Origin of the sequence: Streptomyces sp. NPDC096311 (assembly GCF_044763085.1) — a bacterium.
Taxonomy (GTDB): Bacteria; Actinomycetota; Actinomycetes; order Streptomycetales; family Streptomycetaceae; genus Streptomyces.
Map to the genome: position 1 here is coordinate 26640 of NZ_JBIWFN010000021.1, position 22913 is coordinate 49552.

17 protein-coding genes are annotated in these 22913 nt (G+C 69.9%); 6 read left to right on the forward strand and 11 right to left on the reverse strand.

Annotation, left to right across the window (positions count from 1 at the left end):
* Positions 1–127 precede the first annotated feature (127 nt).
* Complete coding sequence (locus ACIRA5_RS40525; protein ID WP_403699716.1) at positions 128–2338, forward strand: MMPL family transporter; 2211 nt, start codon at positions 128–130, stop codon at positions 2336–2338.
* Positions 2339–2508: 170 nt separating this feature from the next.
* Here the strand turns inward: ACIRA5_RS40525 and ACIRA5_RS40530 are convergent, their stop codons facing one another.
* Together ACIRA5_RS40530 and ACIRA5_RS40535 are read right to left on the reverse strand one after the other, a co-directional pair.
* Entirely contained in the window at positions 2509–3975 is a 1467-nt protein-coding gene (locus ACIRA5_RS40530; RefSeq protein WP_403699719.1) for a WGR domain-containing protein, read from the reverse strand.
* A 238-nt stretch (positions 3976–4213) separates the two neighbouring features.
* Positions 4214–4516 carry a hypothetical protein gene (locus tag ACIRA5_RS40535; protein WP_403699722.1) on the reverse strand — a complete coding sequence of 101 codons (303 nt, stop codon included), beginning with the start codon at positions 4514–4516 and terminating at the stop codon, positions 4214–4216.
* Between the two features lie 3 nt (positions 4517–4519).
* On the opposite strand from ACIRA5_RS40535, the gene ACIRA5_RS40540 reads away from it, so the two are divergent.
* The 3 genes from ACIRA5_RS40540 to ACIRA5_RS40550 all read left to right on the forward strand — a co-directional run bounded on the left by ACIRA5_RS40540 (position 4520) and on the right by ACIRA5_RS40550 (position 9072).
* A complete protein-coding gene (locus ACIRA5_RS40540) occupies positions 4520–5251 on the forward strand; it encodes a thioesterase II family protein (protein ID WP_403699724.1) in 732 nt (243 codons plus the stop codon).
* On the forward strand, positions 5235–6059 hold the full coding sequence (locus tag ACIRA5_RS40545; protein WP_403699727.1) for an SDR family oxidoreductase: 825 nt from the start codon (positions 5235–5237) through the stop codon (positions 6057–6059). The genes ACIRA5_RS40540 and ACIRA5_RS40545 overlap by 17 nt, the downstream gene beginning before the upstream one ends.
* A gap of 67 nt (positions 6060–6126) precedes the next feature.
* Complete coding sequence (locus ACIRA5_RS40550) at positions 6127–9072, forward strand: amino acid adenylation domain-containing protein (protein WP_403699730.1); 2946 nt, start codon at positions 6127–6129, stop codon at positions 9070–9072.
* Positions 9073–9811: 739 nt separating this feature from the next.
* On the opposite strand, the gene ACIRA5_RS40555 is transcribed toward ACIRA5_RS40550, so the two are convergent.
* Positions 9812–11140, reverse strand: coding sequence for a class I SAM-dependent RNA methyltransferase (locus tag ACIRA5_RS40555; protein ID WP_403699733.1), 1329 nt, complete (start codon positions 11138–11140; stop codon positions 9812–9814).
* Between the two features lie 139 nt (positions 11141–11279).
* Positions 11280–13331 carry an APC family permease gene (locus tag ACIRA5_RS40560; protein ID WP_097286546.1) on the reverse strand — a complete coding sequence of 684 codons (2052 nt, stop codon included), beginning with the start codon at positions 13329–13331 and terminating at the stop codon, positions 11280–11282.
* Positions 13332–13712: 381 nt separating this feature from the next.
* Here ACIRA5_RS40560 and ACIRA5_RS40565 point away from each other — a divergent pair, with 381 nt between their 5' ends.
* Positions 13713–14384, forward strand: a complete 672-nt coding sequence (locus ACIRA5_RS40565) for a TrkA family potassium uptake protein (protein WP_054237133.1) — start codon at positions 13713–13715, stop codon at positions 14382–14384.
* Entirely contained in the window at positions 14384–15061 is a 678-nt protein-coding gene (locus ACIRA5_RS40570; RefSeq protein ID WP_054237132.1) for a TrkA family potassium uptake protein, read from the forward strand. The genes ACIRA5_RS40565 and ACIRA5_RS40570 overlap by 1 nt, the downstream gene beginning before the upstream one ends.
* A 182-nt stretch (positions 15062–15243) precedes the next feature.
* On the opposite strand, the gene ACIRA5_RS40575 is transcribed toward ACIRA5_RS40570, so the two are convergent.
* The 7 genes from ACIRA5_RS40575 to ACIRA5_RS40605 all read right to left on the reverse strand — a co-directional run bounded on the left by ACIRA5_RS40575 (position 15244) and on the right by ACIRA5_RS40605 (position 22912).
* Complete coding sequence (locus tag ACIRA5_RS40575) at positions 15244–15999, reverse strand: DUF3159 domain-containing protein (protein ID WP_403699737.1); 756 nt, start codon at positions 15997–15999, stop codon at positions 15244–15246.
* 3 nt (positions 16000–16002) lie between these two features.
* Entirely contained in the window at positions 16003–16401 is a 399-nt protein-coding gene (locus tag ACIRA5_RS40580; RefSeq protein ID WP_079090087.1) for an OB-fold nucleic acid binding domain-containing protein, read from the reverse strand.
* Between the two features lie 117 nt (positions 16402–16518).
* The gene (locus tag ACIRA5_RS40585; protein ID WP_054237129.1) at positions 16519–17202 is read right to left on the reverse strand and encodes a response regulator; all 684 of its coding nucleotides are present in this window, start codon (positions 17200–17202) and stop codon (positions 16519–16521) included.
* Positions 17199–19736: a DUF4118 domain-containing protein gene (locus ACIRA5_RS40590; RefSeq protein WP_403699741.1), complete on the reverse strand. Its 2538-nt coding sequence runs from the start codon at positions 19734–19736 to the stop codon at positions 17199–17201. Before ACIRA5_RS40590 ends, ACIRA5_RS40585 begins: the two co-directional genes overlap by 4 nt.
* A 201-nt stretch (positions 19737–19937) precedes the next feature.
* The gene (locus ACIRA5_RS40595) at positions 19938–20636 is read right to left on the reverse strand and encodes an ABC transporter ATP-binding protein (RefSeq protein ID WP_403699744.1); all 699 of its coding nucleotides are present in this window, start codon (positions 20634–20636) and stop codon (positions 19938–19940) included.
* An 86-nt stretch (positions 20637–20722) separates the two neighbouring features.
* On the reverse strand, positions 20723–21901 hold the full coding sequence (locus ACIRA5_RS40600; RefSeq protein WP_403699747.1) for an alginate lyase family protein: 1179 nt from the start codon (positions 21899–21901) through the stop codon (positions 20723–20725).
* A gap of 249 nt (positions 21902–22150) precedes the next feature.
* Positions 22151–22912, reverse strand: a complete 762-nt coding sequence (locus ACIRA5_RS40605) for a DUF3710 domain-containing protein (protein ID WP_054229932.1) — start codon at positions 22910–22912, stop codon at positions 22151–22153.
* Position 22913 lies beyond the last annotated feature (1 nt).

Genomic DNA, 22913 nt, shown 5'->3' on the forward strand with positions numbered 1-22913 from the left:
ATGATCCGGAAGCGGCGTACTGCGTTCTCAGTAGTCGGAAATGTCGGCACGTGCACGACGACGGGAGGGGTCTGCCACGGGGAAGCTGATGGGGTTCCCGAGATCGGACGAGTGGAGACCTCAGCCCGTGGCTACTTTCCTTTATCGACTGGGCCGTACGGCCTTCCGGCGGCGCTGGTACGTCGCCCTCATATGGGTGGCCGTCCTGGCCGCGGTCGGTTTCGGCGCCGCCAAGGCCCCCGCCGCTCCTGATCCGAACAACTCCATGCCGGGGATCGAGTCCCAGAAGGCGTTCGACCTCATGGAGCAGCGCTTCCCCGGGACGACCGCGAACGGGGCGAACGCCCGGATCGTGTTCGTGGCCCCCGACGGCCAGAAGATCACCGCCGCCGAGAACAAGAAGACCATCACCAAGCTGGTGGACGAGGCGGCCGACGGCACGCAGGTCGCGAGCGCGGTCAGCCCCTTCCAGGCGAACGCGATCAGCAAGGACGCGACGACGGCGTACGCCACCGTCACCTTCAAAGTGAAGGCCGACGACCTCACCGACGCGGCCAAGAACCACCTGAAGGACGCCATCACGCAGGCCAAGCACGCGGGTCTGACCGTCGAGGTCGGCGGTGACGCGCTGGCGACCCAGCCCGCCGCCGGCGGAGCGACCGAGGGCATCGGCATCGCCATCGCCGCCCTCATCCTGATCATCACCTTCGGCTCACTGACCGCCGCCGGACTCCCGCTGCTCACCGCGATCATCGGTGTGGGCGTCTCGATGGCCGCGATCATGGCCCTGTCCAGCGCATTCGGCCTCTCCTCGACCACCGGCACACTCGCCACCATGCTCGGCCTGGCCTGCGGCATCGACTACGCCGTCTTCATCGTCTCCCGCTACCGCGAAGAACGCGCCCAGGGCCACACCCCCCAGCAAGCCGCGAGCCTCGCCACCGGCACCGCCGGATCCGCCGTCGTCTTCGCCGGCCTCACCGTCGTCATCGCCCTCGCCGGCCTCTCCGTCGTCGGCATCCCCCTGCTCACCAAAATGGGCCTCGCCGCCGCCGGAGCCGTCATCATCGGCGTCCTCATCGCCCTCACCCTGGTCCCCGCCCTCCTCGGCTTCTGGCCCAACGCCGTACTCTCCCGCCGCTCCCGCAAACACGGCCGGACCAAGGAGGCCGGCGCGAACAACGGCGGCAGCCGCTGGGCACGCTTCGTCCTGCGCCGCCCCCTCCCCGTGCTCCTGCTGTCGGTCGTGGGCCTGGGAACACTCGCCCTACCGGTGATGGACCTCCAGCTCGGCATGCCCGGAGACGAGGCCAAACCCACCTCCACCACCGAGCGCCGCGCCTACGACGACCTCGCCCACGGCTTCGGCCCCGGCTTCAACGGCCCCCTGACCATCGTCGTCGACGCCAAAAACGCCACGAACCCCAAAACCGCCGTCACCACCATCGAGAAGAAGATCAAAGCCACGGAGGGAGTCGTGTCCGTCTCCCCCGCCCGCTTCAACCCCGCGGGCGACACCGCGGTCTTCTCCGCCGTCCCCTCCACCGCACCCACCGACACGAAAACCCAGAACCTCGTCAAAACCATCCGCAACGAACGCCCCGACACCGAAGCCTCCACCCGCGCCGAGTTCGAGGTCACCGGCACCACCGCCCTCAACATCGACGTCGCCCAGAAGACCCAGAACGCCCTGATCCCCTACCTGATCGTGGTCGTCGGCCTGGCCATCCTGCTCCTGATGGTCGTCTTCCGCTCCGTCCTGGTCCCCATCAAGGCAGCCATCGGCTTCCTCCTCTCCGTGCTCGCCGCACTCGGCTCCGTCGTCGCCGTCTTCCAGTGGGGCTGGCTCGCCTCACTCCTCGGCGTGGAGACCACCGGCCCGATCATGAGCCTGATGCCGATCTTCCTCGTCGGCATCGTCTTCGGCCTCGCCATGGACTACGAGGTGTTCCTCGTCGCCCGCATGCGGGAGGCCTACGTCCACGGCGACAGCCCGCACCAGGCCATCCAGAGCGGCTTCCGCCACAGCGCCCGCGTCGTGGTCGCCGCCGCACTGATCATGATGGCCGTGTTCTCCGGCTTCATCGGAGCAAGCGAATCCATGATCAAAATGATCGGCTTCGGCCTCGCCATCGCCGTCCTGTTCGACGCCTTCATCGTCCGCATGGCCTTCGTACCAGCCGTCCTGGCCCTGCTCGGCAAAACCGCCTGGTGGATACCCCGCCCACTGGACCGAATCCTCCCCAAGGTCGACGTGGAAGGCGAAGCGCTCACCCACCACACCACCGCCACCCCCGCACACGACGACCCAGCCACACAGGAACCCGCCCACGTCTGACCCTCCCCACCCACCGGACAGCCGCCCACGCCGAACACGGGCGGCCCTCCAGGCCGGCTGTCCTGGCCCGGCGGAGACGGTCGTACACGAGGGGGCCCCTCGCAGGCCGAGAGAAGGCCCCCTCGAAGGCCGCGAGACAGCCCGCACCTACCTGCTCTGGTCGGTGAGCGTCACACCAGACGCCTGATCTCTCCGCGCACCCGGTAGAAGCCACCCGTCGAGGAGTGCAGCGCGTCCACCACATAGCGGGCGCCCGGCTGGCGTATCGCACGCGGGAACTGGACGTTCCAACTCGGCTCATAGCCCTCGGAGACCACGTGCACGCGCACTCGGCCTCCTTCCTGAGTGCACTCCACGACGACCCCGCTCCCCGGCGCGGGGACGGCGCTGACCGTGGCGACGGAGGCGGCGGTGGTGAGCGGTGCGTACGTCGGCAGGGCGGCCGCCAGTTTGATGTCCGCGGCGACCGGGACGGTGCCCGACTGGGCGGCGTTGATCGCGGCCTCGCTCGCGTCGATGCAGGCGAGAGAGCCGTCTGTCGAAACGATGTACAGCCTGTCGTCGTGGTACTGCATGGACAGCGCCGAGCCGCCGCCCGTGCCGAGCTTCCACAGCCGGGAGCCGTCGGCGCTGAAGCAGTAGACCGAGGAAGCGGAGTCGCCCGCGAAGACGTACCGCCCGCCGGGGGACGTGGCACACGAGTACACCGCGGCGTCGCACGAATAGGAGGCCTCGATCCGCCCGTCGGACTTGGCGAGCCGCTGGACGACCCGCCGCCCCGTCCCGGCGTAGACGGCGTTCTCCTCCTGCCATCCGAAGAGCACATTGCCATGGGTCGCGGTGTGCCAGAGCTGGCTGGTGCCGTCCGCCGCGTACGCCGTCACACCGCGGCTGTGCCCGTGGTACACGGCGTGGTCGTCGGCCCGCACCATCCACGCGTTGTCCCCGGACGAGTTGCGCGACCACTGGAGCTCGTCCTCGTGGTCGATGACCGTCAGACCGCCGTTGCGGTCGGAGACGTTCAGCACGCCCGCGTGAATGTCCAGCCAGAAGATGTCCACCTCGGCCGCTATCTCGTAGGCCGCGAACGGCACCTTCGAGGAGAGGTCGTACACCCGGCCGTCGTCACAGCCCGCGTAGATCCAGAAGTCGTCCGCCACCAGGCACTTCACACCGTCCGGCAGGGAGTAGTGAGCCAACACCTCGCCGTCGTGGCTCAAGTTGTAGACGCTGCCGTGCTGGTTGCCCACCCAGCAGCGGTCCTCGTCGACATGGATGCCGAACGCCGAGGCGCCCGTACGGAACCGCCACAGCACCGGCGCCGTCGCCCGCGCCGTGGACGGGGCGGACGTCACCTGCCGACGCGTCACGGCCCGGGCCGCGCGCTGCCCCTGGACGGCGGGCGCGTACCCCTTGCGCACCTTCTCCGCTATCTTCTTCGCCGCCGCCGCGTTCGCCTTCTCGACGGTCGGAAACGCGGAGGTCTGACGCTGCCCGTCCACACCGATCCGTCCGTAGCGCACGGAGACGGTGGTTCCCTCGACGGTCACCTCGTAGAACTTGTGGGCACCGCCGCTCTCCTGGGACAGCTCCAGATACGTCGTGTTCCCCGACTGTCGTGCCTGCGCAGCGGACACAGCACACCCCTCCCCAAAGGCCCGGTCGGCCGCTTCGGCCGTCTTCCAGTGACTCCAAACTAGTGGTCACCACTGACAACGACGCCTCGGGCCAGGACCCTTGCGCAAGGACCTTCGGGCCAGGAGTCCGCCTTCACCGGCTCCAGGATCGCCACGCACTCCACGTGACGCGTCATCGGAAGTCGTGGCCTGGACCGCGACCCCGCCGCCCAGGCTGTCGCTGTCCGCCGGACAGGCCCTAGACGACCAGTTGCACGTCCCGGCACGAGTACCCGAGAGCGTTCGAGTAGACCTCCACCGTCCACAGTCCGGGTTCGGCACGTAGCTCGGCGCGGAAGAGTCCGCCCCCGCACGGCTGCATCACCTCGTCCGCCACAGACCTGCCGTCCTCGCCGATACGGCGGACTCTCAGCCCCATCGCGGCGTCGGCGTTCGTCGCCCACACCTCGAAGAGCTCTCCGGCCTGGGCGAAGTCGCTGTGGCTCCGAAGCCGTACATACGCTGCTGCGCCTGAGCTCCACTTGTCCGAGAGGGAATCCACCCGATGGAACCGATAGCTCTTGTCTGCCTGCCCTTCGCGGGGGCGGGCGCCTCGTTCTTCAGAGCCTGGGAGAAGCACGTACCAGAGACCTTGCGGATAGTGGCGGTGCAGCTCCCGGGGAGGGAGGAGCGCTTCGTCGAGCTGCCCCACACGGACGTGGCCCAGGCCGTGGCGGACGCGTACGACCAGGTCGTGCGGCTCACCGGTGGTGCGGGCCGGGTGGCGGTCTTCGGCCACAGTCTCGGCGCCGTTCTCGCCTACGAACTTGCCCACAGAATGGGCGAGTTGGAAGGAGTCAGTGTCGAGAGGCTGTTCGTCAGCGGCTCGCCGGGGCCCTGGGACGGCAGGGAGACCCGGGCCAGCGACCTGGACGACGAGGCGTTTCTGGCTCAGGTGCGGCGCTTTGCGGGGTATGCGCATCCGGCCCTGGAGAACCCGGACATGCGGGAGTTGCTGCTGCCCGCACTGCGCGCGGACGTCGCGATGCACGAGAACTACCGGCCCTCGACGCACACGTCCCTGCAGGTGCCCGTCACGGCCCTGCGCGGCCGCCACGACGAGTTGGTGAGCGGAGCCGCGGTCGCCCGATGGGCGGACGTCACCGAGAGCGGACTGAGCCTGGTCGAACTGGACGGCGGCCACATGTACTTGGCCGACGACGCGCCGGCTCTCCTCCAGGTGATCGATGCTCAGGTGCAGACACTCCCGGGAGCCAACCGTGCGCCTGTCCGGTAAGACCGCTCTCGTCACGGGCGCCGCCCGGGGGCTGCGGCGTGCCTGTGCCACCGCCTTCGCGAAGGAAGGCGCGGACCTCGCACTGCTCGACATCGCCGGGGATCTCGACCAGGTGCCCTACCCCCTCGGGTCCGCCAGTCAGCTCGCGCACACAGTGGAACTCTGCCGCGACCTCGGCGCCTCCGTACTGGCTCAGGCGGTCGACGTGCGGGACGCGAACGCGGTCGATGCCGCGGTGGACGCGGCCGTCGCACGGTTCGGCGCGATCGACATCCTGGTCAACAGCGCGGGCATCGCGGCTCCTTCCGGCAAGATCGCGCACGACATCGACGAGGGCGAGTGGAACCTCATGCTCGACATCGACCTGTCCGGGGCCTGGCGCCTGATCCGGGCCGTGGGTGGCCGCATGGTCGAGCGCGGTTCGGGCAGCATCATCAACGTCGCCTCCACCGCCGGACTGGTCGGCTACCGCCACTTCGCCGCCTACGTGGCCGCCAAGCACGGCCTCGTAGGCCTGACAAAGGCCGTGGCGCTGGACTACGCGCCGCGCAAGGTGCGCGTGAACGCGCTCTGCCCAGGATCGGTCCGGGACGCGGACCACGTCGAAGGGCGCATGCTGTCCGAGATCGCCCGTGCCCTGGACGTCCCGGTGAACGAACACGAGGACACCTTCGTGCAGTCGCAGCCGATGAACGCGCTCGTCGAACCGGAGGACATCGCGGCGGCGGCCCTGTGGCTGGCCTCGGGCGAATCGCGCCAGGTCACGGGCAGCGTCGTCACCGTCGATGGTGGCTTCACCGCGCGCTGACGCCCCGACACGCTCCTGCCGGGCGCCGCACCCTCCGACCACGACCATGCCACCTGGAGTTCAAGCCGTGCCCCGAATCAAAACGTCCTGGCTCACCCCCGCAGCCGCGTCCGCACGCTGCCACGCCGTCCACGTCCGCCTTCCGCACGGCGCGGACGCGGAGCTGATGGGCCGGACGTTGGACGAGGCGGTCGGGGCCTGGTGGGGTGAGGACACCGGGTGCAAGCTGCCCAGGCTGTGGCACGAGCGGGTCCTTGCCGACCGGGCCGCCGGGGGCGATCGGGTGCGCGCCGAGACGACCCGTGCTCTCCACCCTCGGGACGAGGCCTTCCGCGCCGTCCTGCTCGAGTTCGCCGACGGGCAGGCCGAACTCGTTCTCGTGGCCCATCGCGACCGCCTGGACACGGAGTCCCTGCGCCTCGTCGCCAACGTCCTGACAGGCCGCTCGCGGCACGAGGAGATGCATGCCGTCGAGCCGGACGACCGCGGGGAGGCGCGGGAAGAGACGCTCCAGGAGTGGCGGGCGGCGAAGTGCGCGGCAGGACTGGACTGGGCGGCCGGGGAAGACGGCGCGGGCGAGCGTTCGGGACAGTTCGCTGTAGAACTGCGCGCCGGGGCGGCCGACTTGGGGGCACGGCTCGCGGTGGCGGCCGCGATCGTCCTCGCCCGGTTCGAGGACCAGGACAGGCCGCTGCTCGGCGTGCTGCGGAACCAGCGGGACCGGCCCGCCGGGGCGCTGGGCGCGTTCGACACCGTCACCTTGCTCGCTCCGGACCTCTCCGGCGCCGTCAACACGGTGGGCCTGCTGGCTCGCGCGGGGGAAGCACTCGCGGGACGCGACGGCCGGTGCGGAGCGGGCCAGTACGCGGATCTCGTGCTCGGCGCGGGCGGCGGGGTCGTGGTAGGCATCCTGGAAGGAATCGGCGATGAGCTCTCGTACGCCGACGGCCTCCTCTACACGGCGTGTCAGACCGCTCCCTTTCCGCTCACCATCGTCCCCGGACGCACCGCCGCGGGGGCGCCGCAGCTGATCGTCCACCATCGTCTCCGCGAGGTGGGCGAGGAGTCGGCGAAGCGATTCGCCCGGCATGTCGCCTTCGTCTATGAGCAGTTGAGCAATACGACAGGGCAGCTCACGCCGGGTGACCTCGGGCTGCTCGACGAGGAGGAGGCGCGTCGTACGGCCGAACTCGGCGTTCCCGCGGCGCCGTTGGTCTGGACACCGGAGCGGATCGACGCGGCCTTCGCCGCCAGAGCCGCCGAACGGCCCGATGCCGTGGCGGTCACCTACGAGGGACGGACGCTGACGTACGCCGAACTGGAAGGGCGGGCCGCGCGTTGTGCCGCCGCTCTGCGGGCCGGCGGGATCGGTGCCGGTGAGCGCGTGGGGATCTGCCTGGAGCGGTCACTCGAGCTCGTGGTCGCGATGCTCGCCGTGCTGAAGGCGGACTGCGTCTATGTGCCCATGGACCCGGCCTACCCGACCGACCGGCTCGCGTACACCGCCGAGGACGCGGGGCTGCGGGCCGTCGTGACCACCCTCGGCACCTTCCCCGGGACCGCCGGCATGTGGTGTGTGCGCCCGGAGGAACTGGAAGCGCGGGGGGAGGACCTGGGTACGGCACCGGAAGATGTGAAGCCCACGCGGGCCCCCGAGGAGGCGGCCTACGTCATCTACACCTCGGGCTCCACCGGCCGCCCCAAGGGCGTGGTCGTACCGCACCGCAACGTCGTGGCCCTCCTCGCCGCCACGCGGGACGATTTCGGCCTCGGCCCGGACGACACCTGGACCCTTTTCCACTCCTGTGCCTTCGACTTCTCCGTGTGGGAGGTGTGGGGAGCGCTGCTGACGGGAGCCAGGCTCGTCGTCGTGCCGTTCTGGGTCTCCCGGTCACCCGAGGAATTCCACGCCCTGATGCTGACCGAGCGGGTCACCGTGCTCAACCAGACCCCGTCGGCCTTCGCACAGCTGATGGACGCCGACCGCCGCAGCGGGGAGCAACTGGCCGTCCGGCTGGTCGTGTTCGGCGGTGAGACCCTCGACGCCCGACCGCTGGCGACGTGGTTCGACCGCTACCCGGAGGACCGCTGTCGTGTGGTGAACATGTTCGGCATCACGGAGACCACCGTCCACGTCACGGCCCAGACCGTCACACGCCGGGAGGCGCTGTGCGGATCGCGATCGGTGGGCGCGGCCCTGCCCGGCTGGCATCTGTACGTTCTCGACGAGCGGCGCCGCCCGGTTCCGTGCGGTGCTCCCGGCGAGATATACGTCGGTGGCGAGGGCCTTGCCCTGGAGTACCTGGGACGTTCCGACCTGACCCGGGAACGGTTCGTGCCGGACCCCTTCAGCGGCGGGCGAATGTACCGCAGCGGCGATCGCGGCCGACTCCTCCCGGACGGCAGGCTTGAGCACCTGGGGCGCCTCGACTCGCAGGTGAAGGTGCGGGGCTTCCGGATCGAGCTGGACGAGATCCGCACCGTCCTGCTGGAGGCCCCGGACGTCACGGCGGCAGCGGTGGTCGTCGAGGGAGGCGAGACCGGAGACGCCGCTCAGGCCCGTATCACCGCGTACGTGGTGCTGCTGGGCACCGGCGGCGAAACGGAGCCGGTGCGCCAACGCGCGCAAAGCGTTCTGCCCTCGTACATGGTGCCGACGTCGGTGATCGCCGTCCCGGCCCTGCCCCTGACCGCGAACGGCAAGCTGGACACGCGCAAGCTGGCGGAACACGCCGTGGTCCCCGCGCCGCCCGTGCCCGTGGACACGACCGAATCACCGGACGGTGACCGCACCGACCTCGCGGCGTCCCTCACCTCGGTCTGGGAAACGCTGCTCGGGGTGCCCGTCGGGCCGGACGACAACTTCTTCCTGCTCGGCGGGAATTCGCTGCTCGCGGTGCGGCTGACAGCGGTCATGCGCGAGCAGGGGATGCCACCTCTGCAGCTGCGGGAGCTGTATCTCCATCCGACAGTGACACGGCTGGCGCGGGTGCTCGAGAGCAGTCGGACGTGACGCCGGCGTCGCCGAGCAGCCCCAGGGAGCGGCCCTCAGGGCCGCCGTCCTCCGGATGCAGAAGCGAGGAGGTCGCCAGCAGACAGCCCAGCTGGGCCCGGCTGCCGCTGGCGAGCCGCTGGGACACTTTGCGGACGTGCTCGGCCACACTGCGCCGGCTCATGCCCAGAAAGCGGACGAGTCCCGGATGCGTGACCCGGAGCGCGGCGACGGAACGTTCCTCGGACGCGCGCCGCCCAGGACGCGCTGCGCGAGATGCGCGTCAGGTTCCAGTCCGGAGCCGAGGGTGAGGACACGATCTGGAACCGTGTCGACGGCAGCCCGGTAGACCGGCTCGCCACCTGCTCCATGGTCCTGTTCGGGGGACTCGAGACGACCACCTCCCTGATGGGCACGGCCCTCTGGTACGTCCTGGAGAACCGGCTCGTCGAGCAGGTGACCGGCACCGCGGGCGCCGCGGAGGCGGAGTCGGTGGTGGAGCACGTACTGGAGCTGTACCCGCCCCTTGGCCCTCCTGGACGCCTTTTGCCGACGCCACCCGCAGGCCCGAGTACACGACAGCACGTGGGGCACGAACCGGACCTACCGGGGCTTCGACCGCCTGGGAGTGGACGTGTCACCAAACGCAGGCAAGTAGGCAGTCGGCGTGCGGGGCTTCGGTCAGGACCATACGCCCGACCAACTCCAGTGCTTCCGCCCGCCGAGGGGAACGTCTGCCTCAGCGACCTAAATCCGCAGGTCAGGCGTCCTTCTTCACCGGCTCCAGAATCGCCACGCACTCCACGTGATGCGTCATCGGAAAGAGATCGAACGCCCGCAGCGTCCGCACCTTGTACCCGCCGTCGCGGAAGTACCCGAGGTCGCGGGCGAGCGCCGCCGGGTCGCAGGCGACGTAGGCGATGCGGCGGGCGCCCAGGGAGGAGAGGTGCTCGACCGTCTTCTTACCGGCGCCGGCGCGGGGCGGGTCGAGGACGATGAGGTCGACCTCGGTGATGCCGGTGCGAGGGAGGACCGACTCGACCTTGCCCTGTTCGATGCGGACCCGGTCGAAGGCGGTGAGGTTGTGCCGGGCGTCCTCGACCGCGCGCTTGCCGGACTCGATGCCGAGGACCGCGCCCTTGTCGCCGAGGCGGTCCGCGAGGGCGCCCGCGAAGAGGCCGACGCCGCAGTACAGGTCGAGCGCCATCTCGCCCTTGCGCGGCATCAGGCCCTGCATGACGGCCTTGACCAGGGTGTCGGCCGCCATCGGGTGGACCTGCCAGAAGCCGCCGCTGCCGACACGGTACGTACGGCCGTCGGCCCGCTCGCGCACGAACGCGCGGCCGTGGACGCGGTGGATGCCGCCGTCGTGCTCCTCGACGCGCATCACGGAGACGGGCCTGTCGAGTTCCACGAGGGGCAGGCGGGCGCCGGGGCGGGGCTCCAGGATGACCATGCGGTCCTGGGAGCCGGTCGCGGCGATCGCGTCGACCGAGGCCATGCCGGACCAGTCGCGCTCCTCGATGCCGAGTTCGCTCACGCCCGGCGCCGCGATCATGCAGTGCTCGATCGGCTCGACCTCGTGCGAGCGGTGGCGGCGCAGTCCGGCGTTGCCGTCGGCGTCCACGGCGTACTGGACGCGCGTACGCCAGGCCGGAACCTCGCCGGCGGGCAGCTTGTCGCCCTCCGCGGGCATCACCGTGCCGTCCCAGCCGGCCTCCTCGGGCGTGAGGCCCGCGAGCCGCTGCAGCTGCTCGGCGATGACCTCCCCCTTGAGGCGGCGCTGCGCGCCCGGCTTGGCGTGCTGCCAGTCGCAGCCGCCGCAGCGGCCGGGGCCGGCGTAGGGGCAGGGGGCTTCGACGCGGTCCTTGGACGCCGAGAGGATCGCCACCGCGTCCGCGCGCAGGAAGCGCGCGCCCTCCTCGCCCTCCGTGACACGCGCGACGACGCGCTCGCCGGGCAGGGCGTGCCGGACGAAGAGGACCTGGCCCTCGGCCGTACGGGCGATGCAGTGCCCGCCATGGGCCACGGGGCCGATCTCGACCTCGTACTCCTCCCCCACCAGCGATTTCTTCGGTTCTGCCTGCATGGCGGGGTGACTCCAGATGCGAAAGGGGATGAGGAAGGGGTCGCGGAACCGCGAACGGCCGGACAACAGCCCACCAGTCTACGTGGACCTTGCCCGGCCGCTCACCACAAAGCCGTCAGCCCCTGCGGTCGCAAGGCCGTCAGCCCTTGGTGTTCGAGGACTCCTTCGGGCGCTCCTCCGCCGGACCCCGGCGCACCGCACCCGGCGCGTTCCACTCCTGCCGCTTGCGGGCCCGGTTCCTCGCGACCTCCGAGGACTCCAGCTGGTAGGGCACGGAGGTGACCATCACACCGGGCGTGAACAGCAGCCGGCCCTTGAGCCGCAGCGCGCTCTGGTTGTGCAGCAGATGCTCGTACCAGTGGCCGACCACGTACTCGGGGATGATGACCGAGACCGCGTCGCGCGGGGACTCCCGGCGCAGGCCCTTCACATACTCGATGACGGGCCGGGTGATCTCGCGGTACGGCGAGTCGAGGACCTTCAGCGGTACGTCGATGCCGCGCCGCTCCCACTCCTCGCGCAGGGCCTTGGTCTCGGCCGGGTCGACGTTGACGCTGAGCGCTTCGAGGGTGTCGGAGCGCATCAGCTTGGCGTAGGCGAGGGCACGCAGGGTCGGGCGGTGGATCTTGGAGATCAGGACCACCGAGTGGACGCGGGAGGGGCGGACGCTGTCGTCGGAGGGGCCTTCCGGGGCGGCGATCTCCTCAGCGACGCGGTCGTAGTGCTTACGGATCGCGCTCATGGTCGCGTAGAAGATCACCATGCCGAGCAGGGCGACCCAGGCGCCGTGCGTGAACTTGGTGACGAGGACGACGACCAGCACCAGGCCGGTGAAGAAGGCGCCGAAGGCGTTGATCGCGCGGGAGCGGATCATGTGGCTGCGCTTGGCCGGGTCCTTCTCGGTACGCAGGTGGCGGTTCCAGTGCCGGACCATGCCGGTCTGGCTGAGCGTGAAGGAGACGAAGACGCCGACGATGTAGAGCTGGATCAGCCGGGTCGAGTCGGCGCCGTAGATGACGACCAGGAGTGTGGCGGCGCCGGCGAGCAGGACGATGCCGTTCGAGAAGGCGAGGCGGTCGCCGCGGGTGTGCAGCTGGCGCGGCAGGTAGCGGTCCTGGGCGAGGATCGAGCCGAGCAGCGGGAAGCCGTTGTAGGCGGTGTTGGCCGCGAGGAACAGGACCAGCGCGGTGGCGGCCGCGAGCACGATGAACAGGAAGCTGCCCTTGCCGAAGACCGCCTCGGCGACCTGCGAGATCACCGGGTTCTGCACGTAGCCGGAACCGATCGGGACGCCGTTGTGGATCAGGTCGGTGGCCGGGTTCTCGGCCATCCGGACCTTGGTCGACATGGCCAGGGCGATGATGCCGCAGAACATGGTGACGGCGAGCAGGCCCATCGCCGCGAGAGTGGTCGCGGCGTTCTTCGACTTGGGCTTGCGGAAGGCGGGGACACCGTTGGAGATCGCCTCGACGCCGGTGAGCGCCGCACAGCCGGAGGAGAAGGCGCGCAGCAGCAGGAAGACGAGCGCGAAGCCCGCGAGCCCCTGGTGCTCGGCCTTGATGTGGTAGTCGGCGGTCGGCGCGCGCATGGTGTCGTTCAGCACGAGCCCGCGGAAGGCGCCCCACGCGATCATGATGAAGACGCCCGCGACGAAGACGTACGTCGGAATCGCGAAGAGCTTTCCGGACTCCTTGACTCCGCGCAGGTTCATCAGCGTGAGCAGCACGATGACGACGACGGCGCACAGCACCTTGTGCTCGACCACGAAGGGGATGGCGGAGCCGAGGTTCTCGATGCCGGACGAGATCGACACGGCGACGGTGAGGACGTAGTCGACGAGCAGCGCGCTGGCGACGGTGAGGCCGGCCCTGGGGCCGAGGTTGGTGTTGGCCACCTCGTAGTCGCCGCCACCACTGGGGTAGGCGTGCACGTTCTGCCGGTAGGAAGCGACCACCGTGAACATCAGCACGACGACCGCGAGCGCGATCCAGGGGCTGAAGTGGTAGGCCGACACGCCCGCGATGGAGAGGACCAGAAGCACTTCCCCGGGTGCGTAGGCCACGGAGGAGAGCGGGTCGGATGCGAAGACGGGGAGGGCGATGCGCTTCGGCAGCAGGGTTTCCCCGAGCCGGTCACTGCGCAGTGCGCGCCCGATCAAGATCCGTTTGGGCACGTCGGTCAGTTTGGACACGCAGAGGATCGTAAGCGTTCGAACGGGGGGTCGCCCACCCGCCGCTCGGCATCTGCTCTCCGAGTGAAAACGGGGAGGGGCCCCGTTGCGGATTCAGCGGCCTCGCATATCCGCATGCCTATATGACAAAGCCCCTGTTTATCCCACTATGGAGGTTCCATGCACGTGACCGCTGAGCTCATCGGCGCCACCGCAGGACTCGTCGGCCTCGGAATCCTGACTCTCTTCAGCGTGCGGAGCTTCAATCGCCGCTGATCCCCAAGAACGCACAGGCGAACGTGCACAAGGGTGCCCCTGATCGACCGCGCGTGTGTAGCTTGGGCGGCGGTCTGAGACCCTGTTTAGCCTGAGCCGTAACCATTTACATTCGGAAGGACGGTCGTGCACATCGTCATCATGGGCTGCGGAAGAGTAGGTTCCGCTCTGGCCCAGACCCTGGAGCAACAGGGGCACACGGTCGCTGTGATCGATCAGGACCCCACCGCCTTCCGACGACTGGGCTCCGGCTTCGGCGGCCGTCGTGTCACCGGAGTCGGCTTCGACCAGGACACCCTGCGCGAAGCGGGCATCGAGGAGGCCGGCGCCTTCGCCGCCGTCTCCAGCGGTGACAACTCGAACATCATCGCCGCCCGGGTGGCCCGCGAGATGTTCGGCATCGAGAACGTCGCGGCGCGCATCTACGACCCGCGCCGCGCCGAGGTCTACCAGCGCCTGGGCATCCCGACCGTCGCCACCGTCCGCTGGACGGCCGACCAGATGCTGCGGCGGCTGCTCCCCTCGGGTGCCGAGCCGTTGTGGCGCGACCCGACCGGCGGGGTGCAGCTCGCCGAGGTGCACGCCTCCGCCGCCTGGGTCGGCCACAAGATCAGTCGCCTCCAGGACGAGACCGGGGTGCGTGTGGCCTTCCTCACGCGGCTGGGCGAGGCGATCCTGCCCACCTCTCAGACGGTGCTGCAGGAGGGCGACCTGGTGCACGTGATGATGCGCACGGACGACGTCGAGAAGGTCGAGGCGTCGTTCGCCGAGGGCCCCGAAGAGGAGAGCGGTCACTGATGAGGGTCGCCATTGCCGGTGCCGGTGCCGTCGGTCGCTCCATCGCGGGCGAGCTCCTGGAGAACGGGCACGAGATTCTGCTGATCGACAAGGCGCCGACCGCCATCTCGGTCGAGCGCGTCCCGCAGGCGGAGTGGCTGCTCGCCGACGCCTGCGAGATCACCTCGCTGGACGAGGCGGCGCTGCAGCGCTGCAACGTGGTCATCGCGGCCACCGGTGACGACAAGGTCAACCTGGTCGTCTCCCTGCTCGCGAAGACCGAGTACGGCGTCCCGCGCGTGGTCGCCCGCGTGAACAACCCGAAGAACGAGTGGCTGTTCAACGAGGCCTGGGGCGTGGACGTGGCGGTCTCCACCCCGCGTCTGATGTCGGCCCTGGTCGAGGAGGCCGTGAGCGTCGGCGACCTGGTCCGGCTGCTGCGCTTCAGCCACGGTGACGCGAACCTGGTCGAGCTGACCCTCCCGCCGGAGTCGGCCCTGGCCGGCACGCAGGTCGGCGACGTGGAGTGGCCCGAGGACACCTCCCTGGTCACGATCATCCGCGGCACCCGCGTCCTCACGCCCTCCCAGGAGGACTCCCTGGAGGCGGGTGACGAACTTCTCTTCGTCGCCGCCCAGGCCCGCGAGGAACAGCTCGAGGACCTGCTCTCGGTCCGCCGCGACGACGCGACGAGCTAGTCAGCGCCGACAGCTGCGATACGAGGGCGGGGGCGCCCGGAGATCTCCGGGCGCCCCCGCCCTCGTATCAGCCCGTCCGGTGTTCGCGGACGAGGCCGTTCAGGCCGAAGCGGGGTCCTGGGGCGGCCCTCCGGGCATGACCGTCCTCCAGGGACGGCCGCCCCGGCGCGCCGGGGCTACGCCTATCGACGGTGGCGACCCGCAGTCGTGTCGTGCTCCCCGGCGTCAACCGCCCGGCGCTCCTTCTCGGCCTGCTCCTCCGCCTCCATCTCGGCGAACACGTCGATGGGGGCAGGGGCCTTGGCCAGGAACACCCAGGTCAGCCAGACGGCGAGGAGGAAGGGCGGGATCTTCAGCGCGATCAGGATCCAGCCCAGTTGCGCGGTGTTGGCCCACCAGTAGAGCGGGAAGAGGATCGCGCACTTGGCGAGCAGGATCAGGCCCCAGGCCCAACTGGCCTTCGCGTACGCCTTCTTGCGGCCGGGATTCCGGGTGCGCCAGGAGAGGTTCTCCTTGAAGACCGGGCCGAGGATCAGACCGATCAGAGGCACGCCCGCGAGGGTCGTGACGATGTAGGCGACGGCCAGGCCGAGCGTGTAGAGCATGCCCGGCAGATAGAAGTCCTTGGCGTTGCCCGTCATCATCGCGAAGACCACACCGAAGGCGACGCCGAAGACGCCACTGAAGGCGTGCTTGACGGTGTCCCGCATCGCGAGGCGGACCACGACCAGCAGCAAGGACACCCCGAGAGCGGCGATCGCCGACCAGTGCAGGTTCTTGTTGATCGTGAAGATGGTGACGAAGAGCAGGCCGGGCACCACCGTCTCGACCATGCCCCGCACGCCGCCGAACGCCTCGAAGAGTGCGGCCTCGGTCACCGCCCGCGCATCCTGCTGGGCGTCCTGGGCGTCTTCGGTCGGCTTGTCGAGCGACGTCACCGGCTACTCCCGTCCAAGGGGTCTGAGTTCGTACTTCGGATTGAAAAGCACCCTACGGCCCCGGCTCATCGAGATCCGGCCCGAGGCGATCAACTTGCGTCCCGGCTCTATGCCCACGATGGAGCGTCTGCCTAGCCAGACCACGTCCAGGGCGGCCGAACCGTCGAACAGCTCGGCCTCCAGGGCCGGGACTCCGGCCCGCGGGCGCAGAGTGACCGTGCGCAAGGTACCAGTAACCGTGACGATCTGTCGGTCGTGGCAGTCACCGATCCGCGTACAGCCCGCGGTCTCGGAGTCCTCGCGCAGCTCCTCGGACTCCAGGTCCTCCTGGGACGAGGAAAGCCGGTCGATCATGCGCCGGAACCGGCCCGCCGGCTTTTCGGAACGAGGAACAGCACTCATACCGAAAGCGTACCGGGGAGCACTGACGTCGGATGAACGCGTGCGCCCACCCGTGCTCTTTCGCGCACCTGTGCCCTTCCTGCATCCCTACCCTCTCTGTACCCCTTCCCGCCGGGACTACTTCTCGAACCGGTATCCCATCCCGGGTTCCGTGATGAAGTGCCGAGGATGCGAGGGGTCCACCTCCAGCTTGCGGCGCAGCTGCGCCATGTAGACGCGCAGATAGTTCGTCTCGGTGCCGTACGACGGTCCCCACACCTCCTGGAGCAGCTGCTTCTGGCTGACCAGGCGGCCGGTGTTGCGCACCAGCACCTCCAGCAGATGCCACTCCGTGGGGGTGAGCCGTACGTCCCGGCCCTCCCGGTTGACCTTCTTGGCGGCCAGGTCGACGGTGAAGTCCTCGGTGTCGACGACGACGTCGTCCTCGCCACCCCCGGTCGGCTCCGCGCGGCGCACCGCGGCGCGCAGCCGGGCCAGCAGTTCGTCCATGCCGAAGGGCTTGGTGACGTAGTCGTCGGCGCCCGCGTCGAGCGCCTCGACCTTCTCGTCCGAGGAGTGCCGGGCCGAGAGCACCAGGATCGGCACCCGGGTCCAGCCGCGCAGCCCCTTGATCACCTCTACGCCGTCCATGTCGGGCAGCCCGAGGTCGAGAACGACGACATCGGGATGGCGGGCGGCGGCGAGCTGGAGCGCACCGGCGCCGTCGGCGGCCGCGTCGACCTCGTAGTGCCGTGCCTTCAGGTTGATCACGAGGGCACGTACGATCTGCGGCTCGTCGTCGACCACGAGCACCCTGGTCATGAAGCCTGCCTTTCTGCTGTTGCCGTGGCCAGGTCGGGCAGTCGGTCCACCGCCCGGACCGTGAGCACCATGGTGAGTCCGCCGCCAGGCGTGTCCTCGGCGTTCAGTGTGCCGCCCATCGCCTCGGCGAAGCCGCGGGCGACCGCGAGGCCGAGGCCGACGCCCGCGCCGCGGGGAGCGTCGCCGTAGCGCTGGAAGGGCGCGAAGATGCGGTCCTTGGCCTCGTCGGGGACTCCCGGGCCGCGGTCCACCACCCGTACCTCCACCCGGCTCGCCATGGCGCTCGCGGACACCAGGACCGGTTCGTCGATGGGGCTGTACTTGACGGCGTTCTCGACGAGGTTGGCGACCGAGCGCTCCAGCAGACCAGGGTCGACGGCGACCATGGGCAGCGTCTCGGGGATGTCCAGCTCGGCGCTGCCCTCGGGTACGCCGCCCAGCGCCATCGGGACCACCTCGTCGAGGTCGATCTCGCGGATCAGCGGGGTGACCGTGCCGGTCTGCAGGCGGGACATGTCGAGCAGGTTGCCCACGAGGTGGTCGAGCCGGTCGGCGCCCTCCTCGATCCCCTCCAGGAGCTCCGCCTGGTCCTCCTCCGACCAGGCCACGTCGTCGGACCGCAGCGAGGACACGGCGGCCTTGATCGCGGCCAGCGGGGTCCGCAGGTCGTGGCTCACGGCGGCGAGCAGCGCGGTGCGGATGCGGTTGCCCTCGGCCAGCTCCTTGGCCTGGTCGGCCTCGTACTGGAGGCGCTGGCGGTCCAGGACGACCGCGGCCTGGGCGGCGAAGGCGGCGAGCACCCGGCGGTCGGAGGCGGGCAGGACGCGTCCGGAGAGCGCGAGCGCCATGTGGTCGCCGACCGGCATGTCCACGTCCGCGTCCTCGGGCCGCTTCGGCGACCGGGGGCCCACGCTGCCCGCGCACGTCCACGGGTCGACGTCGCCGGCCCGCTCCAGCAGGGCGACCGACTCCATGCCGAAGGTCTCCCGGACCCGATCCAGCAGGGCCTCCAGGCTGGTCTCGCCGCGCAGCACGCTGCCCGCGAGGAAGGAGAGGATCTCCGACTCGGCGCGCAGCCGGGCCGCCTGGTGCGTACGCCGGGCGGCGAGGTCCACGACGGAGGCCACGGAGACGGCGACCCCGACGAAGATCACGATGGCGATGATGTTCTTGGGGTCGGCGATCGTCAGCCGGTGCAGCGGCGGCGTGTAGAAGTAGTTCAGCAGCAGCGAACCGAAGGCCGCCGAGGCGAGGGCCGGGAAGAGCCCGCCGAGCAGCGCCGCCGCGACCGTCACCGTCAGGAACAGCAGCATGTCGTTGGCGAGGCCGAGATCGATGGCGTTCAGCAGCAGAGCCAGCACCACCGGGCCGCCCACTCCGACCAGCCAGCCCCAGATGATCCGGGAGCGGCCGAGCCGCGCACCCCGGGCGACCGGTAGTCCGCGCCCCTTGGCGACCTCGTCGTGGGTGACGATGTGGACGTCCAGGTCGGGGCCCGACTCCCGGGCGACGGTGGCGCCGACGCCGGGCCCGAAGACGTACTGCCAGGTCTTGCGGCGCGAGGAGCCGAGCACGATCTGGGTGGCGTTCACCCCGCGCGCGAAGTCGAGCAGCGCGACCGGTATGTCGTCCCCGACGACATGGTGGAAGGTGCCGCCCAGGTCCTCCACCAGCGTGCGCTGGACCGCCAGCTCCTTGGGCGAGGCGGAGGTCAGTCCGTCGCTGCGGGCTATGTAGACGGCCATGACCTCGCCGCCCGCACCCTTCTCCGCGAGCCGCGCGGCCCGGCGGATCAGTGTGCGGCCCTCCGGGCCGCCGGTCAGCCCGACCACGATCCGCTCCCGCGAACCCCAGATCTTCGAGACCCGGTGCTCAGTGCGGTACTCGGTCAGGTACTCGTCGACCCGGTCGGCCACCCACAGCAGGGCGAGCTCACGCAGCGCGGTCAGATTGCCGGGCCGGAAGTAGTTGGACAGGGCCGCGTCGACCTTGTCGGACTTGTAGATGTTGCCGTGCGCCATACGCCGGCGCAGCGCCTGCGGCGACATGTCGACCAGCTCGATCTGGTCCGCCCGCCGCACGACCTCGTCCGGGACGGTCTCGCGCTGCCGTACGCCCGTGATGGACTCCACGACGTCGCCCAGTGACTCCAGGTGCTGGATGTTGACGGTGGAGACGACGTCGATACCGGCGGCGAGCAGTTCTTCCACGTCCTGCCAGCGCTTGGCGTTGCGGGAGCCGGGGACATTGGTGTGCGCGAGTTCGTCCACCAGGGCGACGGCCGGGGCGCGGAGCAGTACGGCGTCCACGTCCATCTCGGTGAAGACGGAGCCGCGGTAGTCGAGATGCTTGCGGGGCACCTGCTCCAGGCCGTGCAGCATCACCTCGGTGCGCGGCCGGTGGTGGTGCTCCACGAAGGCGACGACGCAGTCGGTGCCCCGCTCCACACGGCGGTGCGCCTCGGAGAGCATCGCGTACGTCTTGCCGACGCCCGGTGCCGCACCGAGGTAGATCCGAAGCTTGCCGCGTCCCATGGCCCCATTGTCTTCCTGTCACCGCTGTATACGCAGCGTCGACCTTACGGCCAACAATCTCGACAAATGGGGTGGGGAGTCGGCCGACGGCCGTCTTTGACGCAACCCTGATGCGCCGGTCGGCACAACCCTGTTGCGCTGGTCCGGGCCCTGCTCGGCCCTGCTCGGCCCTGCTCGGCCCTGCTCGGCCCTGCGCTCGGCTCAGTGCTCGACGATCCCTCCGTCGCGCAGCTCCAGGATCCGATCGGCCAGGTCGAGCGGGGTCGCCCGGGAGGGGGCGACCAGGACTGTCACCTGTTCGCAGCGGACGAGCGTGTGCAACAGCTCCATCAGGGCACGGCCGGTCCCGGCGTCGAGTCCGGAGGCGAACTCGTCGGCGACGAGGAGCGCGGGGTCGCCCGCGAGAGCGCGCGCGATGGCCACGCGCTGTTGCTGCCCGCCGGTGAGCTCCCCGGGTCGGCGCGCCGCATGGTCGGTGAGCCCGACGAGGGAGAGCAGCCGCGCGATCCGCTCCTCGCGCGCGTGCTCCGCGACCCCGCGCAGCCGCAGCGGCACACCGACGTTCTCGGCGACGGTGAGCAGCGGGATGAGCCCGAGGGGCTGGAAGACGAAGCCGATCCGTTCCCGGCGCAGTTCCAGCAGGCCGTCCTCGCCGAGCCCCTCCAGTGCGAGCCCGTCGACGGTGATCCGCCCCGCGTCCGGTTCGTCGAGCCCGCCGACCAGGTTGAGGAGTGTGGTCCTGCCGGACCCGGGGCGGCCGGTGAGGACGACGAGTTCACCGCGTGGCACGTCGAAGGAGACTCCGCGCAGGGCGGGTACGACGTCGACTCCACCGCCGTACCAGCGATGCACGTTCTCGACGCGCACCATGGTCTTCGTGGCGACCTCGACCTGGCTCATGTCCCTCCCCGGTCAGCCGGGCGATTGCCTCCCCCGCCGTTCGGGCGCCCCGGTGACGACACCGGGGCGCCCGGCCGGAGAGGGCGTCAGTTGGGGTTGTCCCCGTCGGTGAGAGTCTCCCAGGCGACGAAGAGGTTGTTGCTGCCGGACGGCCGGTTCTGCTCGGTCAGCTTCTGGGTGTTGGTCATGGCGATGCCCAGGCGGTTGTGCAGGGCGTTGTACCCGGTCTCGGTCACCGGACCCAGCCCGAGGGTGAGGGAACCACCGCACAGCCAGCTCGGCACCGCCTCCCCCAGCTGGTACTTCGACTGGAATCCGAGCGCCTGCCGCAGCCGCTCGCCGACATCGGTGCCGTACAGGTCCTCGCCCTGGATCCTGCTGGTCTCGGCGATGTGCGAGATGGCCGAGATGCCGTACCCGGTGTGCGTGAAGTCGCGGCAGGTCTCCTGAGTGAGCCCGGTGACGAAGGTGGACTGCCCCTGCCAGTAGTTGACGATCTTCGCGGTGGTGTCGAGGTTCTGGCTCGGCACGGTCTTGGGCAACGCACCGTCGGAGGAGAGGTAGACGTACGCGGCCGCACGGGTCCGGAACTTCGCGATGGCCTTGTCGTACGACGTCCGGTCCTCGAGGAAGACGGAGATGCCGACCGCGGCCTCCATCATCGACAGTTCCCAGTTCCCGTTGGAGTTGGAGCCTTTGATGACCTCGGGGAGGTAGACGGTGCGCAGCATGGTCGCGAAGCGGCCGGAGTTGGTCCAGGTGCCGGTGTAGGTGTATTTGATGAGCTCGGCGGCCTTGGGCCAGGAGGAGCCGGCCCAGCCGGTCTGCAGGGGCGCGTTGCTGTTGGTGTGCTCCTTGATCACGGCCGACCAGGCGTCCATCAGGGCGATCGACTTCTTCGCGTACCGGTCGTCGCGCGTGATGTACCAGGCGAGGGCGTCGGTGTACGCGGCTATCGCGTCCTCGCGCTCGTCCGTGCAGCCGTAGTTGGGGTTGGAGTAGGAGCCGCACTCCACGGTCGCGCGGGGCTTCGGGACGCGGTTCAGGTCGGCGTACTTGCTCGCCATCATCTGGTCGTACGCGGCTTTCCAGGGCTGAGCCCCGGCGTTGACCTTGGTGCGGGCGAAGTCCAGCTGGCTCTTGGAGACCGTGACTCCGGGGTGCGCGAAGGTGACGGGGGCGGCGTCGGCCTGTCGGGCGGCGGGCCAGACGAGGGCGCCCGCGACGAGGGCGGTGACGGTGGCGAGGAGTGCGGTACGGCGCATGGTGGGGGGCCATCCGTTCTCGTATATGAACGATGAACGCCTGCATGAACCTAGGCGCTGGGCCGAGACCATAGGTACAGACCAACTGGGCGTCAAGGGATCTCGCACAAGAACCCGCCGAGGGTCCGCGCACACGAAAAAGCCGCACCCCGTGGAGAGGTGCGGCCCTTTCAAGCCGTGTGGCTGTTCTGCCCGCGGAGCGTCCGGCCGTGTGGCTGTTCCGCCCACGGAGCGTCCGGCGTGCAGTCTCTAGCGGACCTCGGTGATCTCCGGTCCGCGCTGCAGTTGTCCCATGCCTCCGGAGAAGCGGGAACCGCTCTGCTCCTCCTGCTGGACACCCTCGGGCACCATCTGCGCGTCGTTCGGCAGCTTCAGGACGATCGGGTCGCGCGGAGCCATCGGGCCCTCACCGCGTACGACGACCGTGTCCCGGAAGATCTGCTCCAGCAGGCCCGCGGCCTGCGGCTGCACGGCGCCCTGCCCGGAGATCACTCCACGCAGGAACCAGCGGGGCCCGTCCACGCCGACGAACCGCACGACCTGGAAACCACCCGTGCCGTCCGGCAGCTGCACCGGGACCTGCGCCCGCAGCTCCCAGCCCAGCGGGCCCTCGACCTCGTCGATGACACCGCCCTGCTGGGTGATGCCGGTGGCGATCTCCTCGCGCACCTCGCCCCAGATGCCCTCACGCTTGGGGGCGGCGAAGGCCTGCAGCTGGATGGCGCTGTCCTTGAGGACGACGGTGGCCGCGACGATCGCGTCGCCCGCGACCTCGACCCGCAGCTCCATGCCGTCGACTCCGGGCACGAAGAGACCACCCAGGTCCACGCGGCCCTCGGCGGGGTCCCGCACCTCCGAGTCGTCCCAGGGTCCGTCGGGCCGCGGCTCCGGCTCGAGCCTCACGCGCTCCCGCTCCGCCTCGTCCGCCTCAGTGTCGACACTGTCGACGACCTGCTCGGCCTCGCCCGCCGCGTCCTCGGCGGCACTGCCCTTCTTGCGACGTCCGAACACG